This is a genomic window from Desertivirga xinjiangensis (assembly GCF_024436435.1).
GTDB classification, from domain to species: Bacteria; Bacteroidota; Bacteroidia; order Sphingobacteriales; family Sphingobacteriaceae; genus Desertivirga; species Desertivirga xinjiangensis.
Map to the genome: position 1 here is coordinate 136,003 of NZ_JAFMZP010000004.1, position 25,314 is coordinate 161,316.

Consider the following 25,314-nt stretch of genomic DNA (forward strand, 5'->3'; position numbering starts at 1 on the left):
TTTTATAATTCCTGTTATCTTTGCCGATCAGCACCCTGAATTTGGCAGGCTTGCCTGTAGCAGGAAAAGACTTTCTCCCTTATTATGAACAAGTTTATTTACGGTCTGGATTTCGGAACCACCAACTCTGTATTGTCTATTTATGATGAAGATAAAAACGAGATAGTCGACACCATAAGAGTTCCATCTCTTATTTATTTTCCTGAGTTTCCTGTGGAAGGGTCGACAAATTACATAATAGGAGAACAGGCGATCACTGCTTATCTTGAAGATGGGATGAGAGGCAGATTTATCAAATCTGTCAAACAGATCTTGGCTAGATCAAGCTTTATTGAAACAAGGATACACAGCCGGAGATACAATGCGTCTGACCTGGTGGCCCTTATTCTTAAAGATCTGAAGACAAAGGCGGATCAAATTATTGGATACGATTGTAAGAAAGCTGTGATTGGTCGCCCGGTGTTTTTTGATGATGACAGCAGCGCAAAAGATACGCTGGCACAAACAAGACTCAGCACGGCCGTAGAAAAAGCCGGTTTTACTGAAGTGCGTTTTCAGTTCGAACCTATAGGAGCAGCCTTTGCTTACGAAAAAATGATCCTTAAGAAAGAGAAAGTTCTGGTTGCAGACCTTGGCGGAGGAACAACCGACTTTACTTACCTGGAGCTGGATCCTGCCAGAGCAAATACCACAGACCGGCAGAAGGATATGATTGCCAGCGGAGGGATTTACATTGGCGGAGATAGTTTTGATTCTGCATTTATGTGGGAAAGGGGTACTCCTTACTTTGGCAAAGACACGTTATATGAAGCGAGCCCAGGCAAGTTGTTAAAAGTTCCGATATCGCTTTTTGATAATATTTGTTCCTGGGATAAAATGAACTTCTTCAACAATGTCAGGATAAGAAGGAGCATGGAGGATTACTACCATTACTCAAATGAGGACCGGAATTTTAAAAACCTGCTTACCCTTGTAGATAATAACCTCGGTTATTCGGTATTTCAGGCTATTGAAAGAACTAAGATAGGACTCTCAGAATACGATGTTTTTTCGTTTCAATATGGTAACATGGGAATTGAGATAGATGAAGAGATAACTATTCAAAGTTACAATGCTATTATTCAGAAAGACCTGGAAAGGATATCAGCCTACCTGGACAAGTTTATGTTGGCTAATGGAATTAAAAAGGAAGATGTTGACAGCTTGTTCCTTACAGGAGGAATCTCTTTGGTTCGGGGGGTGAAAGAATTGTTTCAAGATAAGTTTCCTGGCAGTAAAATAAATTCGGGAGATAATTTTATAAGTGTAGCGAATGGGTTGGCGTATAGTGGGTATTTGTTTGAGGAGGAGATTTAAAAGTTAAAAATGCCTTAATTCGGTAAAACTGCCCATTCTTTAGCTTTTGACAGTAGAATTTCGTACAATAAGCTCAGTATTCAATACTTTGATCAGCGGTTTCCATTTTGAAATATCGTTGTCAATCTGGTCAAGCAGTAAATTCATCGCAACTTCGCCCATTTCTTTTACAGGCTGGGATACTGTGGTCAGACTGGGTTCGATAAAGTTTGAAGCATAGTTGTCACTAAATCCAACCACAGCTATATCTTCCGGAATCCGTTTGCCCATTTGCTTAATAACCTGGATAGCCTCAATAGCTGTTGGATCATTTATTGCGAACAACGCGTCTGGTGGATTAATGCTGTCCAAAAGGTGTTTGACATATATTCTAACCTTACTTAACGTAAGATCATAAGATATTATCAGATCCTCATCGATATCAATATTATGTTTTATCAAAGCGTCTCTGTATCCATTTAATCGTTTGCGGCTGATTGCTAAAGAATCCGGACCGGCAAGGTGAGCAATTCTTTTTTTGCCGATCAAAATTAGATGTTCAACGGCCTTAAAGGCTGCATCATAATCGTCCACCACTACTTTAGGTACCATCATTTCTTCGCATACGCGGTTGAAAAACACGATGGGAATCCCCCTTTTTTGAAAGGTCTTTAAATGGTCAAAGTTTCGGGTCTCCTTACTTAGTGAGATAAGCAGGCCATCCACCCGGTTATTCAGCATAACTTTGGCATTAGCAACTTCGGTTTCATAGCTTTCATTCGACTGGCTTATCAATACATTGTATCCGGCTTTTGAAGCGGCTTCCTGCGCACCAATAATCGCATGTGGGAAAAATGATGTATGAAAATCGGGTACTATCAGGCCGATCGTTTTTGTTTTGTTTGTAATCAAACTAATTGAAAAGATATTGCGCTGGTAATCCATTTCTTCCGCCAGCGCTAACACAGCCTTCCGTGTTTCTTCTTTCACATTTGGGTGGCCTGTTAACGCCCTCGATACAGTCGACTTTGAAAGGTTGAGCTTATGAGCAATATCAATGATTGTAGTTTGATGACTTTTCATAGTTCTAAAGTAATAACAAAAAAGGGATTCTATAATTGATTTGATACTTTGCAACCGGTCCCAATTATTGGGAACGGTTGCAAAGTGTTTTTTTGGACATTGCTCCTATTTGGACTGAGGATGCTGAATATCTTCGACATAATTATAAACCGCTTTTTATCAGAAAAGGATTAAATAGTTTGACTCATATTTAATGAAACAAGAAACATTTTGCGAAAAGAGAGAATTGCGGACCATTAGTCTAATTGCGGATTTAGGTATCGTTGGAGGCGGCCTTTCCGGGGTCTGTTCTGCTATTACGGCTGCTCGTGCCGGTGTAAAGGTCGTGTTGGTACAGGACCGGCCTGTGCTGGGTGGTAATGCTTCAAGTGAAATTCGTTTGTGGATTTTGGGAGCAACCTCGCATTTGGGAAATAATAACAGGTGGTCAAGGGAAGGGGGAGTTATCGACGAGATCCTTGTCGAGAATACCTATAGAAATCCGGAGGGAAATCCTGTCATCTTTGATATGATCCTGCTGGACAAGGTGAAAATGGAGAGTAACATAACTTTGCTTTTAAATACTGCAGTCTATGACCTTGAAAAAAGAGATGCAGAGACCATTGATCATTTGAAAGCGTATTGCAGTCAGAATTCTACTACGTATTATATCCGCGCACCTTTTTTCTGCGATGCGTCAGGTGACGGCGTCATCGGATTTCTGGCAGGTGCCGCTTTCAGAATGGGTGCTGAAAGTTGTGCGGAATTTGGTGAAAAAATGGCGCCAAGCGCAGAGTATGGCGAGCTTCTTGGGCATTCATTATATTTTTACAGCAAGGATACTGGCAAACCGGTCACTTTTGTGCCTCCTTCATTTGCTTTACAAGATATTACAGAGGTTCCCCGATTTAGGAATTTTAATTCCAAAGAGTTTGGCTGCAAATTGTGGTGGGTTGAATACGGGGGGCGTTTGGATACGGTTCATGATACAGAAAAGATCAAATGGGAGCTTTGGAAAATTGTTTACGGCGTTTGGAACTATATAAAGAATTCAGGTGAATTTCCCGATGCTGAAAACCTCACGCTGGAGTGGGTGGGGGCTATTCCCGGTAAAAGGGAAAGCAGAAGATTTGAGGGCGATTATATATTAAGTCAGAAGGACCTGATAGAACAAAGACATCATGACGATGCGGTAGCATACGGTGGCTGGTCAATTGATCTTCATCCGGCTGACGGCGTTTATAGTGAGCGCCCAGGTTGCAACCAGTGGCATAGTAAAGGGATTTTCCATATCCCTTATAGAACTCTATATAGTAAAAATTTAAAGAACCTGTTTTTAGCTGGAAGGATAATCAGTGTCAGTCATGTGGCTTTTGGTGCGACCCGGGTAATGGCTACAAGTGCTTATGTTGGACAGGCAGTAGGAATGGCAGCTAAGCTATGTATTGATCAGAATCTTCAACCAAGGGATTTGTCAGAAGGTATGCAATTAAAGGAATTGCAGCAACTGCTATTGAAGAGCGGTCAGTTCATCCCGGGCTTTAAAGTTGAAGATAATGATGACCTGGTTCAGCATGCTCAAATTATTCCTTCAAGCGAACTATTGTTTAAAGGATTCGCTGCCGAAGATAAATGGAAACCATTGGAGATGTCCTCTGCTCAATTACTTCCCATCGAAAAAGGGAAGGTTCCGGTTTTCAAAACCAAGGTTAAAGTACTAAAAGATACTGTTCTTGAAGTTGATCTTAAATCCAGTGAAAGGAGCGGAAACTTTACTCCTGACCTGAATCTGGCTCGGAAGGAGATCGTACTTGGGAAGGGAGAGTACGAGTTAATGTTGGATTTTGATGTCGCAGTTCAGGCAGATGCATATGTATTTGTAATGTTCCATAAAAATCAGGACGTTCATTTAGGATTTACTGAGAAAAGGGTGACTGGAGTGCTGTCGGTATTTAATCTTGTGAATAAAGCTGTTTCTAACTATGGTAAACAGATGCCCCTGCCAGATTCGGGTGTGGATGAGTTTGAATTTTGGTGCCCGCAACGTCGCCCCGCCGGCCAAAATCTGGCCGTAGAGGTACTCAAGGGTTTACCTGTATTTTGTGCTGAAAATATCCGAAATGGGGTTGACCGACCGACGACCTTACCAAATGCCTGGGTGGCTGATCCTGTTGACGAGTCACCCTCATTAGCATTATCTTGGGATACTCCACAGCAAATTGCACGCATTGAACTATGGTTCGACACTGACTTTGATCATCCTATGGAGTCTGTTCTGATGACACATCCCGAAACGGTTATGCCGTTCTGTGTGCGAAATTATTCAATATATGATGATTCAGGTATTGAACTAGCAGTTGTAAAAGATAATTATCAAACTTGCAATCGTATAACTTTTAACAAGCCAGTACAAACCTGCAGGGTTCTGATTAAGATGGAACACCCATCTGAAAATGTTCCGGCCGCTGTGTTTGCTGTTCGTTGCTATTCATATTAACTAAAAAAAGAGATCACAATGGCAAACCTGGATTTTATAGTAATGGGCGTTTTTGCTCTGCTGATATTTGCAATCGGCCTTACCTTTACAAGGGTAGGAAGCAAAAGCGGGCAGGCTTTTTTTGAGGCCGGAGGTGAAACTCCCTGGTGGATAAACGGACTTTCCCTGTTTATCAGTTATTTCTCGGCCGGAACTTTTGTGGTTTGGGGATCTATAGCCTACAAATTTGGATTGGTGGCAAATGCCATTCAGCTTACTATGGCAATAAGCGGATTAATTGTTACTCTGTTTATTGCTGCAAGGTGGAAAAGAACTGGGGTTGCAACAGCGGCGGAATACATTGGGAAGAGGTTTGGCGCTTCTGAAAAGCAGTTCTATACTTACCTGACGTTGCTTCTAAGTTTGTTTACCACAGCTGCAGTTCTCTATCCCGTCGGGAAAATGGTGCACGTAGTAACTGCACTTCCGGTAAACTTAAGTATCCTGATCATTGGCCTTATCATCGTATTGTATACTGCTGCAGGCGGCTTGTGGGCTGTTCTGGTTACCGATGTTGTTCAGTTCGTAATACTGTCTGCTGCAGTTGTTATTGTAATTCCAATTGCTTTCGCGAATATTGGTGGAATCAATAATCTAATTACAAAAGCTCCTCCGCAGTTCTTTGAGCCTTTTAACGAGGATTACACTTTCGGATTCATGCTCGCCTTTATCGTTTATCAAACTTTTTATATTGGCGGGAACTGGTCGTATGTTCAGCGTTACACCAGTGTTTCATCGGAAAGAAATTCAAAGAAGGTAGCTGGAATCTTCACGATACTATATTTTATTAGTCCCGTGATCTGGATGATCCCTCCGATGGTTTATCGCATAATAAATCCTGATTTACAAGGGCTCGATACTGAGGATGCCTATATGATGCTGATCCAGGAGGTAATGCCGGCGGGGTTAATTGGGTTGGTTCTGGCAGGAATGGTTTCTGCCACTTCCAGTAAAGCAAATACAACGATCAATATGGCTGCAACTGTATTCGCCCAGGATATTTATAAGAATTTGATCAGACCCCTCGCATCTGAGAGTGAAGTGATATGGATGGCAAGGTTTTTTACCCTGTTATTTGGCGGAGCCACTATAGGAGTTGCTATCTGGATACCAAGTGCCGGAGGTATCGTAGAAGTAGTACTAAGTACGGCCTCCATTGCGGGAGGCGCGCTTTTTGCGCCAATTATCTGGACCTTATTTTCCAAACGCCAAACAGGCTTTTCGGTAGTAACTACCACCATCGTCTCCTTAAGTATAAACCTGTTTTTAAAGATAGGAACTCCGGTATTGTTCGATATCAAACTTAACCGGACCTTAGAAACAATATGTGGGATGGGAATACCGGTAGGTATCCTCGCAGCATTTGAACTGGTTTATCTGCTTAACAAAAAGGTCTCGGCAAAGGCTTTAGGGTTAATGACTGAGCCTGATCCTATTAAAAATTTACTTGATATAGAATCAAAAGAGGCACACGCTGATGCAGAAAAACAGAATATTTTTGGAATCAGAGTGATTGCTATTGCAATGGGATGTGTGGGAATCGGGATTGTCACTCTCGGCGTACTAGCCAGCAGCTTTTCAGGAATTGTAATTAGCGTTGGTGCTATAGTTGCGATGGCAGCTGCTTTCATCGGAAGGATATCATTAAAAATGGGAAAGAAATTGAAGGTCACTAAAGAGCAACTTCAACATGCATAAAATTCTTAGCTGTACCTTAGTTCTCACAATATCTACTGTTTTATCTGTCTCTGCGGAGATTAAACTGTCGGCCCTCTTTACAGATAATATGGTGCTTCAGCAAAGAAGTAGGGTTAAAATTTGGGGAACGTCATCTTTAAAGGAAAAGGTAAGGATCAGAACTTCATGGAATAGTAACAGATATGAAATAAGGCCAGACTCTACAGGGCGCTGGATCATCGAAATTCAGACGCCTGTTGCCGGAGGTCCCTATCAAATAGATGTCTCAGGACAAAATCAGCTTTCCCTGAAAAACGTCCTGATAGGAGAGGTGTGGCTATGTTCCGGGCAGTCAAACATGGATATGCCGGTTAAAGGTTATTACAATTCACCTGTTTTGCATTCAAATGATATTTTAGCAAATTCATCCAACAGCCGTATCAGGATGTTTCATGTCGCAAAGAAAACGTCTTCCGTTCCTTTGGTAGATGTAAACGGACAGTGGGAACAGGCATCTTCATCCTCAGTCAAGGAATTTAGTGCTGTAGGGTATCTTTTTTCTGCGTATCTGAGTAAGCAGCTCAATGTGCCGGTAGGTATAATTCAGGTAACATGTGGAGGCTCTCCGATTGAATCCTGGATCGATGAAACGGCCTTGAATGATTTAACCAGAGCCGGCGTCCTCAGTGGAGGTGCTACTACTAAAGCTGTGCACCATGTGCCATCCAGTTTGTTTAATGGAATGATCTCTCCTTTAGTGGGATATGGTATTGCCGGAGTAATATGGTATCAGGGCGAACAGAACCGTTATAATTATGAGGATTATAGTTTCCTTCAACCTGCTATGGTTGAATCCTGGCGCAAGTTATGGCGAATAGGGAACTGGCCCTTTTTTTATGTGCAGATAGCACCCATGCATTATCCCGAAACTCAAAAGCGCCTTCTCCCATTTTTAAGAGAAGTGCAATTGCAGGCTACAGAAAAGATCCCGAATTCTGGAATGGCGGTGTCTTTAGATGCCGGAGAGGAAAATAATATACATCCTGCAAATAAAGATATTATTGCTAAGCGGCTTGCCTATCTTGCTTTGGTAAAGACCTATAACAGGACAGGGGTTTCTGCTATCGCCCCTCAATACAAATCATTTAAGATCCTAAAAGATTCTATCAGTGTTCAGTTTTCGCATTCTCCCATGGGTATGACAACATTTGGAAAAAAGTTAAGCCAATTTGAACTTGCTGGAAGTGACCGTGTCTTTTACAAGGCAACAGCTGAAATAAAAGGAAGTAATGTTCTTGTTTACAGCGATGCTGTAAAACTTCCAGTAGCTGTTCGATATGCATTCAAGGATTGGGCTGTTGCTGAGCTTTACAGTATTGAGGGACTGCCGGTATCTCCTTTCAGGTCTGATGATTGGTGAAACAGAGCGATTATCGATTGTTAGCTCTTTATTTTGAGAGCCAATTTGAAAGACGTTTTTAAACAGATGTTAACTTGCAATATCTATCATGAAGTTATGGGAACGGTTGCAAAAAATGGAACCGTTCCCAGCACGAAGAAGAGGGTTTTTATTGTTATCATCCTGTTTCGCCTTGCTATTTTTAGCCTATATAATTAACCAATCAATATAAACCCAAAGTGATGAGAAAAGTATACTTTCAAACAAAGTACTTTCGCCCTTTTTATACTCTACCCTGTATAAACTGTGCTTCTGAGATTTTAAATAATAAGTTCTGTTTATCATTAACCAATCAAATTTAAAGCTAAATAAAATTGCTATGGGAAAAATTAAGCGAGATATTCTTGTTCTGGTTTGTTCTGCAACAGCATTGGTGTGTGGTCACGCCGGCTTTGCGGGCGATAGTCCCGGTAAACGCATTCAAGCTGCCCTCAAAGATTCCATACAGCACGACTCCCTGGAACTTCGCAAACAGCAAATTTACTTTCAGACACCTCAAGCGCTTTCTACTGCCTCTACTGCATTTGTATCAGGCCAGGATATTGCAAGCGTACCTGTGGTTTCTTATCCAATGGCACTTGGCGGTCGACTGGCTGGCTTGAATATAATTCAAAGCTCCGGACATCCTTTAAGTGAGGGTTTTTCTTTTAGCCTGAGAGGTCAGACGCCACTAATTTTCATTGATGGTATTCCAAGATCTGTTACAGAGATTGGAATGCAGGAAATTGAATCGATTACGGTTCTAAAAGATGCTGTTGCTACCGCAATGCTAGGCATCAGAGGATCCGGAGGAGCGATAGCAATTACGACTAAAAAAGGGTTTACTGGTAAGCAACAGGTGAATTTCAACATACAAACCGGTACCTCAAGGTCGACGGATAATCTTATTTCTAAACCACTTGACTCATATCGTTATGCACAGCTTTACAATGAAGCTCTCGCCAATGACGGTCTTCCGGCAGGTACATATGGGTTCAGCTCCGAAGCTATTTCTGGCTTTCAATCCGGGTCAGATCCTTATAAATACCCGAATGTTAACTGGAGAGATCAGGTACTGAAGAACTCAGCGACCGTGGCGCGATATAATATTGATACGCGGGGAGGCAATCGTTTTGTTAAATATTTTGTATCGGTTGAACATTTTCGGCAGGATGGAATCCTGCAAACCAGTGATGTAAATAAATATAATACAAATTCGGATTTGAAAGGATATTTCGCCCGGTCAAATGTAGATGTGCAATTAACGGATGCACTCAGTGCAGGTATTTATATTCAGGGCCGGATATTAAATACGACTAGTCCGGGGGATGAGGGTACAGCCGGTATCTTTTCTTCATTGGTTAGTACTCCAAGCAGCGCTTACCCTATTTATAATCCAGACGGAACCTATGCCGGAGTCCCGCAATTCCAGAATAACATCCTTGCCCAGAATATCTCCTCAGGATATTCATTGAACAATACCAGGACAGTTCTTTCTGACTTTTATCTCAAAAGAACACTTGACGAATTAACAAAGGGACTTTGGATTAAAGCCAGGGCATCCTTTTTTAGTAATCTAAGTGAGGGGATCACCAGAAACAAATCATTTGCGGTATTTGAACGGACTGGCACTGCTTCGAACGGTGATCCGGTGTATCAGCAATATAAAACAAATGGTGTGCAGGCAAATGCTAATGGAATTAATTTTCAGAACCGGTCCGACTTCCAGGAACTATCACTGGGCTATACCCGCGATTTTGGCATACATGGACTTGACGCAGTAGTACTAGCAAATCGTGATAACCTGGTTAACGGCTCTAATTTACCGTATACTATTCAGGGGATTTCAGGGCATGCAGCTTATAATTTCAACAAAAAATATCTGGCGGAATTTTCCTTCGCCTATAATGGCGCAAATCGTTATCCTGATGATGGTGGATTTAAGTATGGCTTTTTTCCTGCATTGGGCTTAGGTTGGAATATTTCAGAGGAAGATTTTTTAAGTTCGGTGGATTGGTTGAGTCATCTTAAACTGTATGGGTCGTATGGAAAAACGGGGCAGGACAATGGAGCGTATTTTCAATACCAGCAAGTATATAACGCCAGTCCAAGCGCCTATTTTGGTTCCAGTGCAGGCGCAGCTGCTACCGTTGGTGAATCTTACCTGGCGAACCCTGATATAACCTGGGAAAAGGCTAAGAAGCTGAATGTAGGGATAGACGCCGCATTCTTAAAAAATCAACTTGGGTTCGGAATAGAATATTATGCGAATCGGTTTTATGACCTAAGCATTGTTCGCGGCACCAATTCGGGCTTGCTGGGTATTAGTTATCCTAATGAAAATATAGGACGTGAGCGCAATTCGGGCTGGGAGACTCAATTGTCATGGCAACAGAATCTGAAGAAGATAGGTTACTTTATAGCATTTAATGCAAGTTTTCAACGTTCCAAGCTGCTCTATAATGCAGAAGCCAGTCAAAGGTATGATTGGATGCAGAGGACCGGACAGCCAGTTGGAATTCAATTCGGATACGTTGCTGAAGGGCTTTTTCAAAATCAGGATGAAATCAATTCACATGCAAGCATTGAAGGGTACCGAGCTCAGCCAGGAGATATCAGATATAGAGATTTAAATGAAGATGGCGTGATTAATCAGTATGACCAAACCGCCATTGGTCAAAAAAAGCCCGCCGTTCTTTTAGGAACTACGCTGGGATTTAAAGCAGGCAGTTTCGATTTCTCTACGTTACTGCAGGGCAGGGCCAACCGCAAGATCTATTTATCGGGTAATAGCTACTGGGAATTTCAAAACAGCGGAAGTGGTCAGGCCTTTGAAAACCAACTGAACAGATGGACCCCGGAAACAGCTGCAACGGCGTCTTATCCGCGACTAAGTACAGGAATGGGCCCAAGGGACGGGTCTGTAAACAATTGGGTTACATCATCGTACTGGCTTAGGGACGGAAACTACCTGAGGGTTAAAACCATCGAACTAGGATATAAGATCCCTTCTGTTTATTCCAAAAAGGTTGGCTTGAACATGGCTCGTCTCTATGTAAATGCCCTTAACCCATTCACCATAAGTTCCGGCGATTTAAATGGAGCGGATCCTGAGAATTTTTCTGGCAGCTATCCGATTCAAAAAGTTTTTAATATCGGCGTAAATGTTCAATTATAGATTACAACCTCAAGTCATGAAAAGAGTTACCCATTTGTTAACAATGGCCCTGATATTTGCAAGTGTATCTTGCACTAAAAAGTTTGAGACTTATCCGGAGGAAAGAACATTTGAGACAGACGTTTTTGATCCCACCGACAAACAAGGTGTATTAGCAACAAACTATTTGCTGGGCATTTTTTCTTTCCTGCCATCCGGTTTTAACCGCATAGATGGAGATTTCCTGGATGCCGGAACTGATGATGCAGTTCCCTCATCTTTTGCCTCTTCAATCAGTTTATTTACCAATGGTCAGCTAACATCGTCAAACTATCCTGACAACAACTGGTCAAACAGCTATACTATTATCCGTAGGAGCAATGTTTTTTTGAAGAATATCGGCATTGTACCCATCCCTGAGGCTAAGCGGAAGACTCAGGTTGCTGAAGCGCGGTTTCTAAGGGCATTCGCTTATTTCGAATTGCTGAAAAGATATGGAGGAATTCCCCTGGTTGGTGATACAGTATTCAACCTGGAGGATAATCTGGATCTGCCACGGAATACTTTCGAAGAATGTGTAAACTACATTGTGTCAGAATGCGACGCTATTACGACTGAACTGCCAAGAGGCTCCACAATCCCGGCGACTGATTTTGGACATATACCTTCAGAAGCTGCAATGGCTTTAAAATTGCGCGTGCTCCTGTATGCTGCCAGCCCCTTATATAATGGAGGAGGAGTTGAATCTAATCCGGAGATTAGGGTGCTTACAGGCTACCCAACAGCTAGTGAGGCCCGGTGGGTTAAAGTCATTGAAGCGGCAGAACCTTTGATAGCGATTGGGTATTACAAATTACCAACAGGATCCGGAACAAGTGTGTATTCGTCTGTTTTTACCACCAAGATAAATACAGATATCATTCTTTCAAAGCAATCTCCTAACTCAACTACCATTGAAAATGCTAACGCTCCCGTAGGATACGTGGCCCCGGCCACCAGTAACGGACGCACAAGTCCTACACAGAATTTTCTGGATGCTTTTCCTAATTTAAACGGAACTCCGTACACAGGATCAACATTAACCTCTGTCCAATACGATAACAGGGACCCGCGATTGAAAGCAATTATCTTTTATAATGGCGTACAATGGCTTGGTCGTGGGGTTCAAACTTTCGAAGGGGGACTGGACAAACCCAATGTTCCTTTCAAAACACAAACCCGCACATCTTATTATTTGAGAAAGTTTATGGGCGACTTTACAAGTTCCAGCACATATTCCAACCAAAGTCACAATTTTCCCTATTTCAGGTTTGCGGAGGTGCTTTTATCTTATGCAGAGGCTTTAAACGAATTGGGACGAACTGAGGATGCAGTAAAAGAAATTGCTAAAATACGTTCTCGGGCAGGGATAACTGCTGGCCCAAATTCCAGGTATGGAATCAAAACCAATATTGATCAACTGGAGATGGCCGACCTGATAAAGAATGAACGCCGGATAGAACTTGCATTTGAGGAGCACCGCTTCTGGGATGTAAGGAGGTGGAAAATTGCATCCACAGTATTGAACGGTACGGCCAGAGGATTAAGCATTACTCCGAACGGCAGTTCTTTCGAGTTTGAGCATCAGGATGTTGCCACTCTTACCTTTAAAGATAAGTACTATCACATGCCTGTTCCGTACAGCGAAGTTATCAAAAACAAAAAGCTTATTCAAAATGAGGGGTATTACTAAGCAGCCCGAATTAAAAATCAACGATAAGACTATGAGAAGGTTATTATATATAATTTCAGCTCTCTTACTTAACTGCGTATCTGCCCTGGCGCAACCAAAGGTAATAACAGGAACAGTGAGTGATAAAAGCGGACCTCTTCCAGGTGTTAGCATCACAGAAAAGACTAATCCCCGTAATTTAACCGCTACTAACGCCGACGGTAATTTTAAAATTACCGTTAATAGCAATATAATTGTTTTGACATCTATCGGCTATATAACTCGCGAGATCAATGTTCAGAACCAAAGCAACATCAATGTTGTGATGAATGCAGATCAAAAATCCCTCGAGGAGGTAGTTGTTGTGGGATATGGCACACAGAAAAAAATTACACTTACGGGTGCAGTCAGTTCTGTGAGTGGAAAGGAGATCAGGCAAAGCCCTTCACCAAGCTTGCAAAATACAATGGCTGGACGGATCACCGGCTTTTCCAGTCAGCAAACTTCCGGGCAGCCTGGCAGGGATGGAGCAACGTTTAACATCCGTGGGGTTAGTTCTTATGTGGGAAGCAATAATCCTTTGATCCTGGTAGATGATATTGAATTCACCTATAGCCAGTTTTCTGCACTGAACGCCAATGAAGTAGAGTCGATCAGCATATTAAAAGATGCTTCTTCGACCGCTATTTACGGTATAAGAGGAGCAAATGGTGTAGTCTTGGTAACCACAATGAGAGGAAAAGCCGGAAAGCCGCAAATTTCTTTTCAAACGGAATATGGCCTCAGTCAACTTACAAAAAGACCTGAATACCTGGATGCCTATGGTGCTGCAACGGTATTCAATACGGCACAGGTAAATACCAATAACCTAAATCCAAACAGTAATTTTGTGCGGACATTTTCGGATGAAGATCTGGAATTGTATAGAAATGGCACTGACCCCTACGGGCATCCAAACAATAACTGGACCGATATTTTACTAAAGGAATTCGCACCCCAGTTGCGCGCAAACTTCAATATTACGGGAGGTACTGACCGCGCGAAATATTTCGTGTCTCTCGGATACCTTGATCAGGGAGGACAACTGAAAGATTTTAGCGAGGATCTGAACAGCAAGTATTACTATAAGCGCTATAATTACCGCTCCAACATTGATCTCAGCATCAATAAAACACTTGATTTGAAGTTTGACCTTTTCGGGAATGTGGATGAAATAAATACGAATAATGCAAGTGCTAACAGTAATCTGTTTAGCGACATTGGCAGGTTGGCAGAAACAGCCGCTTTTAATTATCCGGTATATAACCCCGATGGAAGTTTAGGCTATAGTATGTGGCAAAGGAGTTCATCAGGAAGAAACAACAACAACCTGATCGGCCGCTTGATGTATAATGGTTATTCCCGGTCATTTTCAAACAATATTAATCTTTCCACTACAGCCATACAAAAACTTGATTTTCTTACCAAGGGATTATCTGCAAAAGCTACGGTAGCTTATCGGAATTTTTATACTTATGGCAGGAACCTTCAGCGCCCGGTTAGCGGAACAGGTTTTATATCTTATATCTATAATCCCCAAACGGAAGCCTATTCCTTTGGGCAGAGGGATGATGTGTACAGACTGAGTACACCTTCGATGTCTTATAGCCCTGGAAGTACTGTTCGGGCTTTAACTGTACAGGGTTTTCTAAACTATAACAGGTATTTCGGTAAACATAATATATCAGCACTTGCCTTATACAGCATAAACAGTAATACATCATCAAACACCGAAAACCGGGACTATAACTTTATCCCTGAAAATTTTGCGGGATATACAGCACGTATAAATTACAATTTTAATCAAAAATATCTTCTTGAGCTTAGTGGTGCTTATAATGGGAGTGACCGGTTCGCAGACAAAAATCAAAAAAGATTAGGTTTTTTTCCGGCAGCATCAATTGGGTGGAATCTTTCCGAAGAAAAGATCTTCAAAGAGCATGTTAAATCGATCAATACCTTAAAGCTGAGAGCATCTTACGGTCTGGTAGGTCAGGACAATGTTATCGGTGGGGTGTACGCATATAAGTCGATTTATACCACCGGTACCGGCACCGGACTTTTTGGTATTGCCCCCAATAATGCCTTTGCTACCGCTATTGAAGGAATGTTAGGAAATGAGGAAGTGACCTGGGAGAAGGAAAGGAAGCTGGATATAGGTATTGATTTCTCTGCCGTTAACAGAAAGGTCACAGGTTCATTAGATTATTTTAATAACAACCGGTACGATATTATGACTACCCGGGGAACTGTGTCAGATGTTATGGGGCAACTTTTACCTGTAGTAAACCTCGGTAAGACAAATAACAAAGGCTGGGAAGCGGAATTAGGTTACAATGACAAGATTGGGCGCAACTGGAATTATTCGTTTAGGGGCACCTACTCGTTCGCTAGGAATAAAATTGACTTTATGGATGAAGCTTTGCCACTGTATGAATATCAGCGGTTAACGGGACAGGCTATCGGTTCTCAATTGAAATATTCATGGACAGGGGAGTTCTATACAGCGGAAGAAATCGCTGATCCATCCGTGCCGAAACCTACCATTGGCGGTCGGCCTGGTGATCTTAAATATAGGGATCTGAATGATGATGGTGCTATCGATGCCAGTGACCGTTCGTATTTTGGCTTAACGAATCTTCCCAATACAACCTATGGGATTACGCTTGGCGTAGGGTACAAAGGGTTAAATGTCACCGCGTTATTTCAGGGAGCGGCTAATTTTGTGGCCAGTGCCCAGGGGGCAGTCATCCACCATAATGCAAGTAATGCATTGCCGATCCATTTAGAGCACTGGACCCCTGAACGTGGTAATAGTGCCAAATATCCTCAACTATATACAACAGCCCTAAGTCAAAGCCCTAGAGATTTTTATTCGGACTTCTGGGCAATTCGAGGAGACTATATCAGATTGAAGACTGCAGAGATCAGTTATACCTTGAATCAAAAACTGGCAGCTAAACTCCGGACAAAATCTATAAGGGTTTATACGAATGGTTATAACCTGCTAACCTGGACGAAGCTGGATAAGTTGTACAGCAATCTTGATCCTGAAGTTTTAGAGTCGAGCGGAGATTTGCCATATCCTCCGACCCGGATTATTAACATGGGCTTAAACGTCACTTTTTAAGAATCAATTATGAAAAAGATATTCGCTATAGCTTTCATTGCAGGCGCCCTTGCCGCTTGTCAAAAATCATCCTTCCTGGATGATAAAACCAATGGCCTGACGGAAGAAGCTGTTTTTACCGACAGTATTCAGACAATGAACTTCCTGACCAAGATCTATCAGGATGCCGGATATACCTTCGGCCCTTCACGTTTTTCTTCTGCCGGAGGGTCTGGCAACACAGAATTGGCTACTGATAATGCGGAAGGAAATAATAATTTGTCGGTGTGGGGAAATGCCTATGCACAGGGGGTGATTGGACCTTCAAATGTGCTTACCGGCTTTGCAGCCGATAAAGATCTCTGGAAAACTCCATATAAAAATATACGTCGCGTTAACCTCCTGTTATCAAAACTGCCTGATGCTCCGTTCGCAGAGGCTACCAAAACACGTTTACGTGCGGAAGCACGATTTTTAAGAGCTTTTTACTATCATAACATGGTGGCGGCTTTCGCCGGAGTTCCTTTAATTGGGGATAAGGTTTTTGGGATAAGCGATATTATCGATATTCCCAGGTCCTCTTACAGTGATTGTGTAAATTACATCACTTCAGAGCTTGATGCCGCTGCTGCGGACCTGGCTCCCATTGTATATAAGGATATCGATTATGGGAGGATAACAGAAGGAGCCTGCCGGGCTTTAAAGTCGCGGGTATTACTTTATGCTGCCAGCCCCTTATTCAATGGAGGGTCTGTATCTACAGACCCCGCTGTAATTCCCCTGACGGCTTATCCATCCAGCGACAATAATCGCTGGAAACTGGCTGCTGATGCTGCCGAGGATGTGATTGGGATGAATGATTACTCTTTGTATGTCGACAATACAACGCGCCCGGGGTTCGGTTTTTATCAGGTGTTCTTAAGGCGTGTCAATAACGAATATATTTTCGCTTTCAACCGTCCGGCACAGAAAGAGTTTGAAGCCTACTATCTTCCTCCAACCAGATCTGGCGCCAGTATCATGCGTCCAACCCAGAATCTTGTGGAAAGCTTTCCAATGAGAGACGGAACGCCGATATCGGAGAGCGGTACGTATGATGCGAATAATCCCTATATTAACAGAGATCCCCGCCTCGACAACTCAATCATTTACAACGGGATGGTGTACCAAAATAATTCGGGTACCAAAACAGCAGTGTTAACCTACACAAGCTTAGGGTCAACTATTGCCAACACTACGTCCGATGCTTATACCACTGCAAATAATTTTACCGGTTATTTCTCAAGAAAAATGCTGGATGAAAATCTAAGCAACAGCAGTGCAGGATCAACTGAGCGTGCCTGGCCTCTTATCAGGTACGCAGAAATCCTGCTGAATTATGCAGAGGCTGTTAACGAAATGGGAGAGCCGGAGAAGGCGGTAGAGAAATTGATATTGCTGCGCGAAAGAGCTGGAATATTGCCTGGTGCAGACGGCCGGTATGGGATAAAGCCAAACATATCGGCGGGTGATTTGCAAGATTTAATACGCAATGAACGCAGGATTGAACTGGCATTTGAAGATCATCGGTTTAATGATATCAGGAGATGGAAAATTGCTTCAACCGTTCTGAAAGGCTTTAATAAGATCGATATAATTAAACGGACAGGCACGAATACCTATGTGCATACTATCGGAACGGCTCCACGGCCTCTTAATTTCCGCGATGCGATGTACCTTTTGCCAATTCCGCTTTCAGAAAGGCAAAAAATGCCGTCGATGCTTCAGAATCCTGGGTATTGAGCTACTCATCAGTCATTTCCAGGGTTCTGTAAATGTAAAAGTTTTATTGATTTCAGATATTCATAATGAGGATACAAAGATTCTTTTCTCAGGCTTTCATACTTATAGTCTTAAATATTATTTCAGCGAAAGCACAAGAAGGAGAAAATAAATTACCACAGTTGGGAAAAAGCTCGGTCAAAGAAATTGTATCGGCTATGACCCTTCATGAAAAAGCGCAACTGGTAGTGGGAGCAACTGAGTTGAAAAAAGCATCTTCATCTGAAAATGGCACCGTTATTGGCTTCACCGAACAAAAAGTACCCGGAGCTGCTGGGATAACGGCTGCGATCCCACGGCTTGGAATTCCGGCGCTTATTGTAAGTGATGGACCTGCAGGAGTCCGTATCAATCCAAGGAGAAAAGGAGACACTAACACTTATTATGCCACCGCTTTTCCCGTGGGCACCTCACTGGCTTCCACCTGGGACCCGGCTCTGGTGGAAGAAGTCGGGCGCGCTTTCGGAAACGAGGTAAAAGAATATGGTATTGATATCTTGTTGGCGCCAGGAATGAACATTCACAGAAATCCTCTCAATGGTAGAAATTTTGAATACTATTCCGAAGATCCTCTAATATCAGGAAAGATTGCTGGAGCAATAGTTAGAGGTATCCAGTCGAATGGTGTAGGAACCTCTGTGAAACATTTTTCAGGAAACAATCAGGAATCTAACCGCAACGGAGTGAATGTCGTTGTTTCTGAAAGGGCTTTGAGGGAGATATACCTGAAAGGATTCCGTATTGCCATTGCAGAATCTAATCCCTGGACAGTAATGTCTTCTTATAATAAATTGAACGGTGCTTTTACAGCAGAAAGCTATGACTTGCTTTCTACTATTTTACGTGATGAATGGAAGTTTGAAGGATTTGTGATGACAGATTGGGGCGGAGGCCGAGACAGACCTGGGACAATTAAAGCGGGCAATGATCTGATCATGCCTGGCCGGCCCGGACAATCAGACCTGATCGTAGCAGCGGTCAAAAATGGGACCCTGGATATAAAGGCTCTTGATACAAGTGTAGAACGAATTGTAAAGGTCATTCTTAAATCTCCAACCTTTAATAAGTATGTATATTCTGATAAGCCGGATCTTAAAGGTCACGCCGCAATGGTAAGAAAAGCAGGTGCTGACGGAATCGTTCTTTTAAAGAACGAACAGCATACATTGCCGCTTAAAACTCAAACTAAGGGGATTGCTGTTTTTGGGAACACCTCCTTCAAAACAATTGCCGGAGGAATGGGAAGTGGCGATGTGAATAAAGCTTACATCATATCAGTAATGAAGGGACTCGCTAATGCAGGCTACACTCCCGATGCTGATTTGAAGAAAGATTACCTAACCTATTTTTCGAAAGATTCTGCAGCGCAGATGGCGGCAGGGGCTAAGTGGCCAAAGGCCGCTCCTGAAATGACGATTTCCGACAGTGTCATTTCTAAAAAAGCTGAAGACTGTGCTGTTGCCTTAATAACGGTTGGAAGGAATTCTGGTGAGGTGAATGATCGTAACCTGGAAACGAATTATCATCTTACGAACTTCGAGATAGAACAAATCAAGAAAATTGGCGCAGAATTCCACAGAAAGGGGAAGAAAGTTGTAATTGTACTGAATATCGCTGGTGTTATTGATATGAAAGACTGGAAGGATGTGGCTGATGCGATACTGCTTGTATGGCAACCTGGGCAGGAAGCAGGAAATTCCATAGCAGATGTACTAAGTGGAAAAGTAAACCCATCGGGCAAGCTTGCTACAACCTTTCCTGTGAATTATACTGATGTCTCTTCTGCAAAGAACTTCCCTGGAACGCCAGTGGAAAAGCCTTTAAATGTAACTTACGAGGAAGGTATTTATGTTGGCTACCGATATCATGATATATTTAAAGTGCCTGTTGCCTATGAGTTTGGCTTTGGGTTGTCATATACCGATTTTATCATAAGTGATTTGAAGCTAGGAAGGATTTCATCTGATGGCTCTTTTGACATAGCTTGTAAAGTAAAAAACACCGGTTCGGTGGCCGGTCGGCAAGTCGTTCAGGTATACATCTCGGCTCCAGGAAAGACAATCGATAAGCCTTCGCAGGAACTTAAAGCATTCTTAAAAAGTAAAGTCCTGGCCCCAGGAGAATCCGAGAAGATGAGGTTCAGTATTAAAGGATCAGAGCTCGCATCTTTTTATTCAGACCGTTCCGAATGGATCACTGAATCGGGAAAATATGAAGTAAGACTCGGCTTCTCATCTAAAAATATTCAGAAAAACGCTTCCTTTCAGATAAAGAATGAGATTGTTATTGAAAAGACCCACAAAGTACTGCAGCCTGGGGTACATCTCAACGAATTAAAACCATAAATTCTTTTTCGTTTCGGTGGCAACATCTCATGGGTTAATAGAATCTTTACTTGAAGATATAAAACTATAGATTATTATTTTTATATTTTTGATGTGAACCATTGTTTACACGTAATTGAATACTGTTAATTTTCCGGAGGCCAAAGAATTCGTGTATATTAAGAGAGAGAAGCCAACTGCGATACTGGCCTTCTTTTTCTTTCTGTGTATATTTTCTGCTCATCAGTTATTCTCACAAAGTAATCCTGAATTTAACCATATTACAGTAGAAAACGGCTTATCTCAAAGTACCGTGTATGCTATTACACAAGATTCAAAAGGATTTATCTGGTTTGCCAGTCGGGATGGATTAAACCGCTATGATTCACGAAATATAAAAGTTTATAAGAATATTACCGGAGATAAAAGTTCATTATCCGGAAATCTGGTTACCTGCTTGCTGTCGGACTCTAAAGGTAATTTGTGGATAGGTACTGCAAATGGGCTAAATAAATATAATCGAAATCTGGAGACGTTTACCCGGTTGCTTCAGGAACAAGATCAGGTCAAGTGTAATATCTCTCAAATTTACGAAGACCGGAAGGGTAATCTTTGGATAGGTACGAATCGCGGCCTTTATTTCAAAGGCGTTACAAGTGATAACATTAGACTTTTATCCTTTTCAACTTACAGGCACAAGCAATCATGGAAAGAGGTTCTAACCATTAAAGAAGATCATAAGGCAAACATCTGGATCGGCACAGATAACGGTTTATTCAAAATGAATACCAAAGGGAAAGTTGATATTTACCGCAATTCGACTGATCCGAAATACAATTATATTCGAACAATAACCCAGGATGAAAAACATAATTTATGGGTTGGTACAGACGGGGGCCTTCAATATGTAGATTCCTCAAGCATTACGTTGGTATCAAAAAGGAATAAGCACCCTGTTGTTTCCAAAAGTGTTCGTAAAATAATGATAAGCAAAACGGGTAAGATCTGGTTGGGAACTTCAAATGGTATTTTGGTTTATAATCAGACAAGTGGCACTTTAAAATCGTTTGTAAACGATCCAGGTGATTCAAAAAGCTTAAATCAAAATTCAGTGTATGATATCTATGAAGATAAAGCGGGTACTATATGGATTGGGACATTTTACGGCGGCGTAAATTATATCCTTAAGTACCCTCCTAACTTTATTGCCTATCAGAAAAGGAATGATGCAAATGCTTTGGAAAGCAATATAATAAGTGGAATTGCAGAGGACGATAACCACAATCTGCTGGTAGGCACTCAGGAAGCCGGATTAAATTATTATGACAGAACCACTGGAAAATTTCTGTCATATAAGAGTAGAGACGGCGATGCCAACAGTCTGAGTTCGGATATAGTCAAGCTGATCTACAAAGACAGTAAAGGAAACATCTGGGTCGGAAGTCATTACCTGCAGTTATACAACCAGCAAACTAAAAGCTTCAAAACTTTTAAAAATAAGATTAATCAGCCTGCTTTCATTAATGCCATTTGTGAATATAAAAATAATACCTATTGGGTCGGAGTCCGTGATGGCGGCATTTACTTGTTTGACTACTCAACTGAAACCGTAGTGTCGGCTGACTCTATAACTGGTGGCAGATTCAAAAATAAGGTTATTAAATACATCTTTAAAGATGTATCTGCCAATATTTGGTTTGGTACGGATGCCGGCCTCTTTTTGCTGAATGGCAAAACTGGCGAAATTGAAAAATACGAAAGTCGCCCCCCCGGTCAGGGCACACTCGGTTCCGATAATATAAACGTGATTAGCCAGGATCGTAAGCAACGTATTTGGGTTGGTACAGCCAGCGGTGGCCTAAGCTTATTTGATCGGGCTAACCGGAAGGTTACAAATTTCACTGTAAAAGATGGATTGCCAAGTAATACTATCAATGGCCTTCTGGCAGATGATTACGGTTATCTGTGGCTAAGCACAGATAAAGGTTTATGCAGGTTTGATTCGGAAAAATATACCACCAGAAACTACAATATCCAGGATGGTTTGCCAGGAATTGTATTTAATTTGAATTCTTTTTTGAAAGATCATCAGGGTAATTTCTTTTTTGGCGGATATAATGGATTAGTTCAGTTTAATCCCTCAAATATATCCGCTAACGATGAAGTGGCAGACCTTCATTTTCTTGATATACATGTTGCGAACGAACTAAATTCAGCAAATAAGTATATAAGCCAGCTGACTAAACCATTACCTTCAGTCGCTTTTAGTTATCGACAGAATGTATTTACTGTCGATTTTGCATTGTTGAATTACGTAAGGCCGTTGAAGAACAAATATGCCTATCAATTATTAGGTTATGAGAAAGGCTGGACGTATGTAAATGTGCCTTCTGCTACCTTTACTAACGTGCCTGCCGGAGAGTATACCTTGTTGGTTAAGGGGGCGAATAACGACGGGAAGTGGACTGCGGAACCAATCAGATTGGGAATTTCCATTTCGCCTCCACCATGGTTGAGTTGGTGGGCCTACCTTTTCTATTTCATTATCGCATCAGGAATAGCATTGATTATTGTCAGATTTATCGTTATAAGGGATCGCTTAAAACGTGAAGAACAGATCCACCAGATGAAACTTGACTTTTTTACTAACATTTCTCATGAGTTGAGAACTCCCTTAACCCTTATTTTAGGACCGATTGAATCTATTATTAAAAGTGCCGAGGCTGATACGAAAATTAAAAATAAGCTGTCTCAAGCAAAATTTAACGTCGACAGGCTTTTAAGATTAGTAGGGGAGCTTCTCGACTTCCGTAAAACAGAAACAGGAAACTTAGAGATACATGTGGCTAAGCATAACATTGTGAGTTTTGCCAGGAAGATCTTTCTATCTTTTGACGACTTTGCAGAAAAAAGAAGTATCGATTATAAATTTATAGCGGAAAAGCAAGATATTGATTTGTATTTCGACGATGTGCAGCTTGAAAAAGTTTTATATAATATTCTTTCAAACGCATTTAAATTCACCACTCAGGGAGGAAAGATTACACTGGAGATAATTGCAGACCAATCAGATGTTTTGATTAAGATATCAGATAACGGAATAGGTATTCCGTCGCATAGTTTATCTAAGATCTTCACCAATTATTACCAGGTAAAAGATTACGGGCAGCAATCTTTGGGCTCTGGTATCGGTCTGGCATTGTCAAAAAGTATTATCGAGTTGCATCATGGTGCTATTTCTGTTGCAAGCCGCCAGGCTGAGCACACGGAGGAACGTTTAACCTGTTTTACCATACTAATGAAAACTGGGAGCGCTCATTTTTCAGCAAATGAGATGCTGCCCGATCGCATCTCAAACCTTCCTTTAGCGCCTAAGCTGACAGACACTCTGCCTGATACCGATTCAATGCCTGGTATTGATGGTAAGAAGTTTGATATACTGATCGCTGAAGACAACGATGCGATACGGAAATTCATCGCAGAAAATTTATCAGGTAATTTCAATATAACACAGTGCGCCAACGGGCAGGAAGGACTGGACGCTGCATTCAGGAACATCCCTGATCTGATAATAAGTGATGTGATGATGCCGGAAATGGATGGGCTTGAGTTTAGCAAAAAGATAAAAGAGGACGACCGTACCAGCCACATACCGCTTATTTTACTCACTGCACTATCAGATACAATTCATCAGATTGAAGGCCTGCAGATGGGAGCAGACCTTTATCTGAGCAAGCCATTTAGCATCCAGGTATTAGAACTTAGCATAAACAATTTGCTGGCATCTCGCGATTTAATGCGACGCAAGTTTAGCCAGGAGTATACTCTCCAACCTTCTAATGTTGTAATAGATTCTAAGGATGACGCTTTTTTAAATAAGCTGGTCAACTGTATAGAGTTGAATATGACCAACAACGATTTCAGCGTGGATAAACTAGCGGTAGATATGGGTATGAGCCGTAATGTCCTGTACCGTAAGATTGACGCATTGACGGGAATGTCGGTTAACGATTTTATTAAATCAATTCGTTTAAAGAGAGCTTTACAACTCCTGGAATCGCAGGAATACGCGGTGTACGAAGTGGCAACTTTGGTTGGGTTCAACGACCATAAATATTTCAGTAAAGAATTTAAGAAATGCTTCGGTAAATCTCCCAGTGAGTTTAAAGTAATCAAATAGGTTCTTAATAAGTCTTTATCCGGGAAAAGTCTTTATCGCTCCTCGGGTTAAATCTCAATAATCTCAGAAAGTTCAAGAAGTTCAGGCTGCGTACGTCCTGGAATTTATGAATATTGCTTTTTAGGGCTTTAAAGGAGGATTTTCCTCCCCTTTAGTGCAGATTTTCACCCCTCCCTTTCGCTTAAAAGGTTCAATTTTACACTCAAACCAATTCTGAAAACCGGTTCAAATATACATCGAAACCTACACGGGTTTTCCCTGAGCATTCAGTAGGTGTGCAATGTCTGTTGGAGGATTTCATGGTGTTGAAAGTAAAACTCAATCATTTTGTAAGCATTATTAAACCCTAACTCTGATGGATAATAGTGATGAGATCATTTTAAATAGTTTGAAAACAGACTCAGTTGAGTCCTATGAATTGCTTTTCAAGAAATATTATAAGCTACTAACAATGCAGGCATTTTATATTCTTGAAGATGAAATGGAATCAGAAGATTTAGTGCTGGCTTTTTTCTCTGAAATATGGGAGAACAAACTTTACAATAATATCCAGAGTTCCTTGAAGGCATATCTCCAGGTATCGGTACGCAATAAGTGTTTCAAGATATTGGATAAACGAAAAACCGCTTCAAAGCGTATGGATAACTACGTCTCCACCTTGCAGACTGATCTTGATGAAGTTGATGACAAGAATGAATACATATCTACAGACCAGATTCAAGTAGTATTATCGGACTTCCCAAGACAAAGATTACAAGCTTTTACCCTTGTTTACATGCAGGAAAAAAGATATAAAGAAGCTGCGCTGGAGATGGGTATTTCTATAAATTCAATAAAAACACATTTAAAGCTGGCCATAAAAGAGTTGCGAAAAAGGCTGGTTGTATCTTCAAATAGCTAGCTTTTACTAGAGATCCCTCTGGCT

12 protein-coding genes are annotated in these 25,314 nt (G+C 41.6%); 11 read left to right on the forward strand and 1 reads right to left on the reverse strand.

Annotated features, from left to right (window positions below):
- Positions 1-84 precede the first annotated feature (84 nt).
- Positions 85-1,356, forward strand: coding sequence for an Hsp70 family protein (locus tag J3P37_RS12010; RefSeq protein ID WP_256011415.1), 1,272 nt, complete (start codon positions 85-87; stop codon positions 1,354-1,356).
- A 39-nt stretch (positions 1,357-1,395) separates the two neighbouring features.
- Here J3P37_RS12010 and J3P37_RS12015 read toward each other — a convergent pair whose 3' ends face one another.
- Positions 1,396-2,418, reverse strand: coding sequence for a LacI family DNA-binding transcriptional regulator (locus J3P37_RS12015; RefSeq protein WP_256011417.1), 1,023 nt, complete (start codon positions 2,416-2,418; stop codon positions 1,396-1,398).
- A 193-nt stretch (positions 2,419-2,611) separates the two neighbouring features.
- Between J3P37_RS12015 and J3P37_RS12020 the strand changes: the two genes are divergently transcribed.
- The 10 genes from J3P37_RS12020 to J3P37_RS12065 all read left to right on the forward strand — a co-directional run bounded on the left by J3P37_RS12020 (position 2,612) and on the right by J3P37_RS12065 (position 25,290).
- On the forward strand, positions 2,612-4,894 hold the full coding sequence (locus tag J3P37_RS12020; protein ID WP_256011419.1) for an FAD-dependent oxidoreductase: 2,283 nt from the start codon (positions 2,612-2,614) through the stop codon (positions 4,892-4,894).
- Between the two features lie 18 nt (positions 4,895-4,912).
- Positions 4,913-6,631: a sodium:solute symporter family protein gene (locus J3P37_RS12025; RefSeq protein WP_256011420.1), complete on the forward strand. Its 1,719-nt coding sequence runs from the start codon at positions 4,913-4,915 to the stop codon at positions 6,629-6,631.
- Positions 6,624-8,030, forward strand: coding sequence for a sialate O-acetylesterase (locus tag J3P37_RS12030; RefSeq protein WP_256011421.1), 1,407 nt, complete (start codon positions 6,624-6,626; stop codon positions 8,028-8,030). Before J3P37_RS12025 ends, J3P37_RS12030 begins: the two co-directional genes overlap by 8 nt.
- A 358-nt stretch (positions 8,031-8,388) precedes the next feature.
- Positions 8,389-11,226, forward strand: coding sequence for a SusC/RagA family TonB-linked outer membrane protein (locus tag J3P37_RS12035; protein ID WP_256011422.1), 2,838 nt, complete (start codon positions 8,389-8,391; stop codon positions 11,224-11,226).
- A gap of 16 nt (positions 11,227-11,242) precedes the next feature.
- On the forward strand, positions 11,243-12,937 hold the full coding sequence (locus J3P37_RS12040) for a RagB/SusD family nutrient uptake outer membrane protein (protein WP_256011424.1): 1,695 nt from the start codon (positions 11,243-11,245) through the stop codon (positions 12,935-12,937).
- A gap of 31 nt (positions 12,938-12,968) precedes the next feature.
- A complete protein-coding gene (locus J3P37_RS12045; protein ID WP_256011425.1) occupies positions 12,969-16,085 on the forward strand; it encodes a SusC/RagA family TonB-linked outer membrane protein in 3,117 nt (1,038 codons plus the stop codon).
- A gap of 9 nt (positions 16,086-16,094) precedes the next feature.
- Positions 16,095-17,846, forward strand: a complete 1,752-nt coding sequence (locus J3P37_RS12050; RefSeq protein WP_256011427.1) for a RagB/SusD family nutrient uptake outer membrane protein — start codon at positions 16,095-16,097, stop codon at positions 17,844-17,846.
- A 65-nt stretch (positions 17,847-17,911) separates the two neighbouring features.
- On the forward strand, positions 17,912-20,230 hold the full coding sequence (locus tag J3P37_RS12055) for a glycoside hydrolase family 3 C-terminal domain-containing protein (protein WP_256011428.1): 2,319 nt from the start codon (positions 17,912-17,914) through the stop codon (positions 20,228-20,230).
- 115 nt (positions 20,231-20,345) lie between these two features.
- Positions 20,346-24,389 carry a hybrid sensor histidine kinase/response regulator transcription factor gene (locus tag J3P37_RS12060; protein ID WP_256011429.1) on the forward strand — a complete coding sequence of 1,348 codons (4,044 nt, stop codon included), beginning with the start codon at positions 20,346-20,348 and terminating at the stop codon, positions 24,387-24,389.
- Between the two features lie 355 nt (positions 24,390-24,744).
- Positions 24,745-25,290, forward strand: coding sequence for a sigma-70 family RNA polymerase sigma factor (locus J3P37_RS12065; RefSeq protein WP_256011432.1), 546 nt, complete (start codon positions 24,745-24,747; stop codon positions 25,288-25,290).
- Positions 25,291-25,314 lie beyond the last annotated feature (24 nt).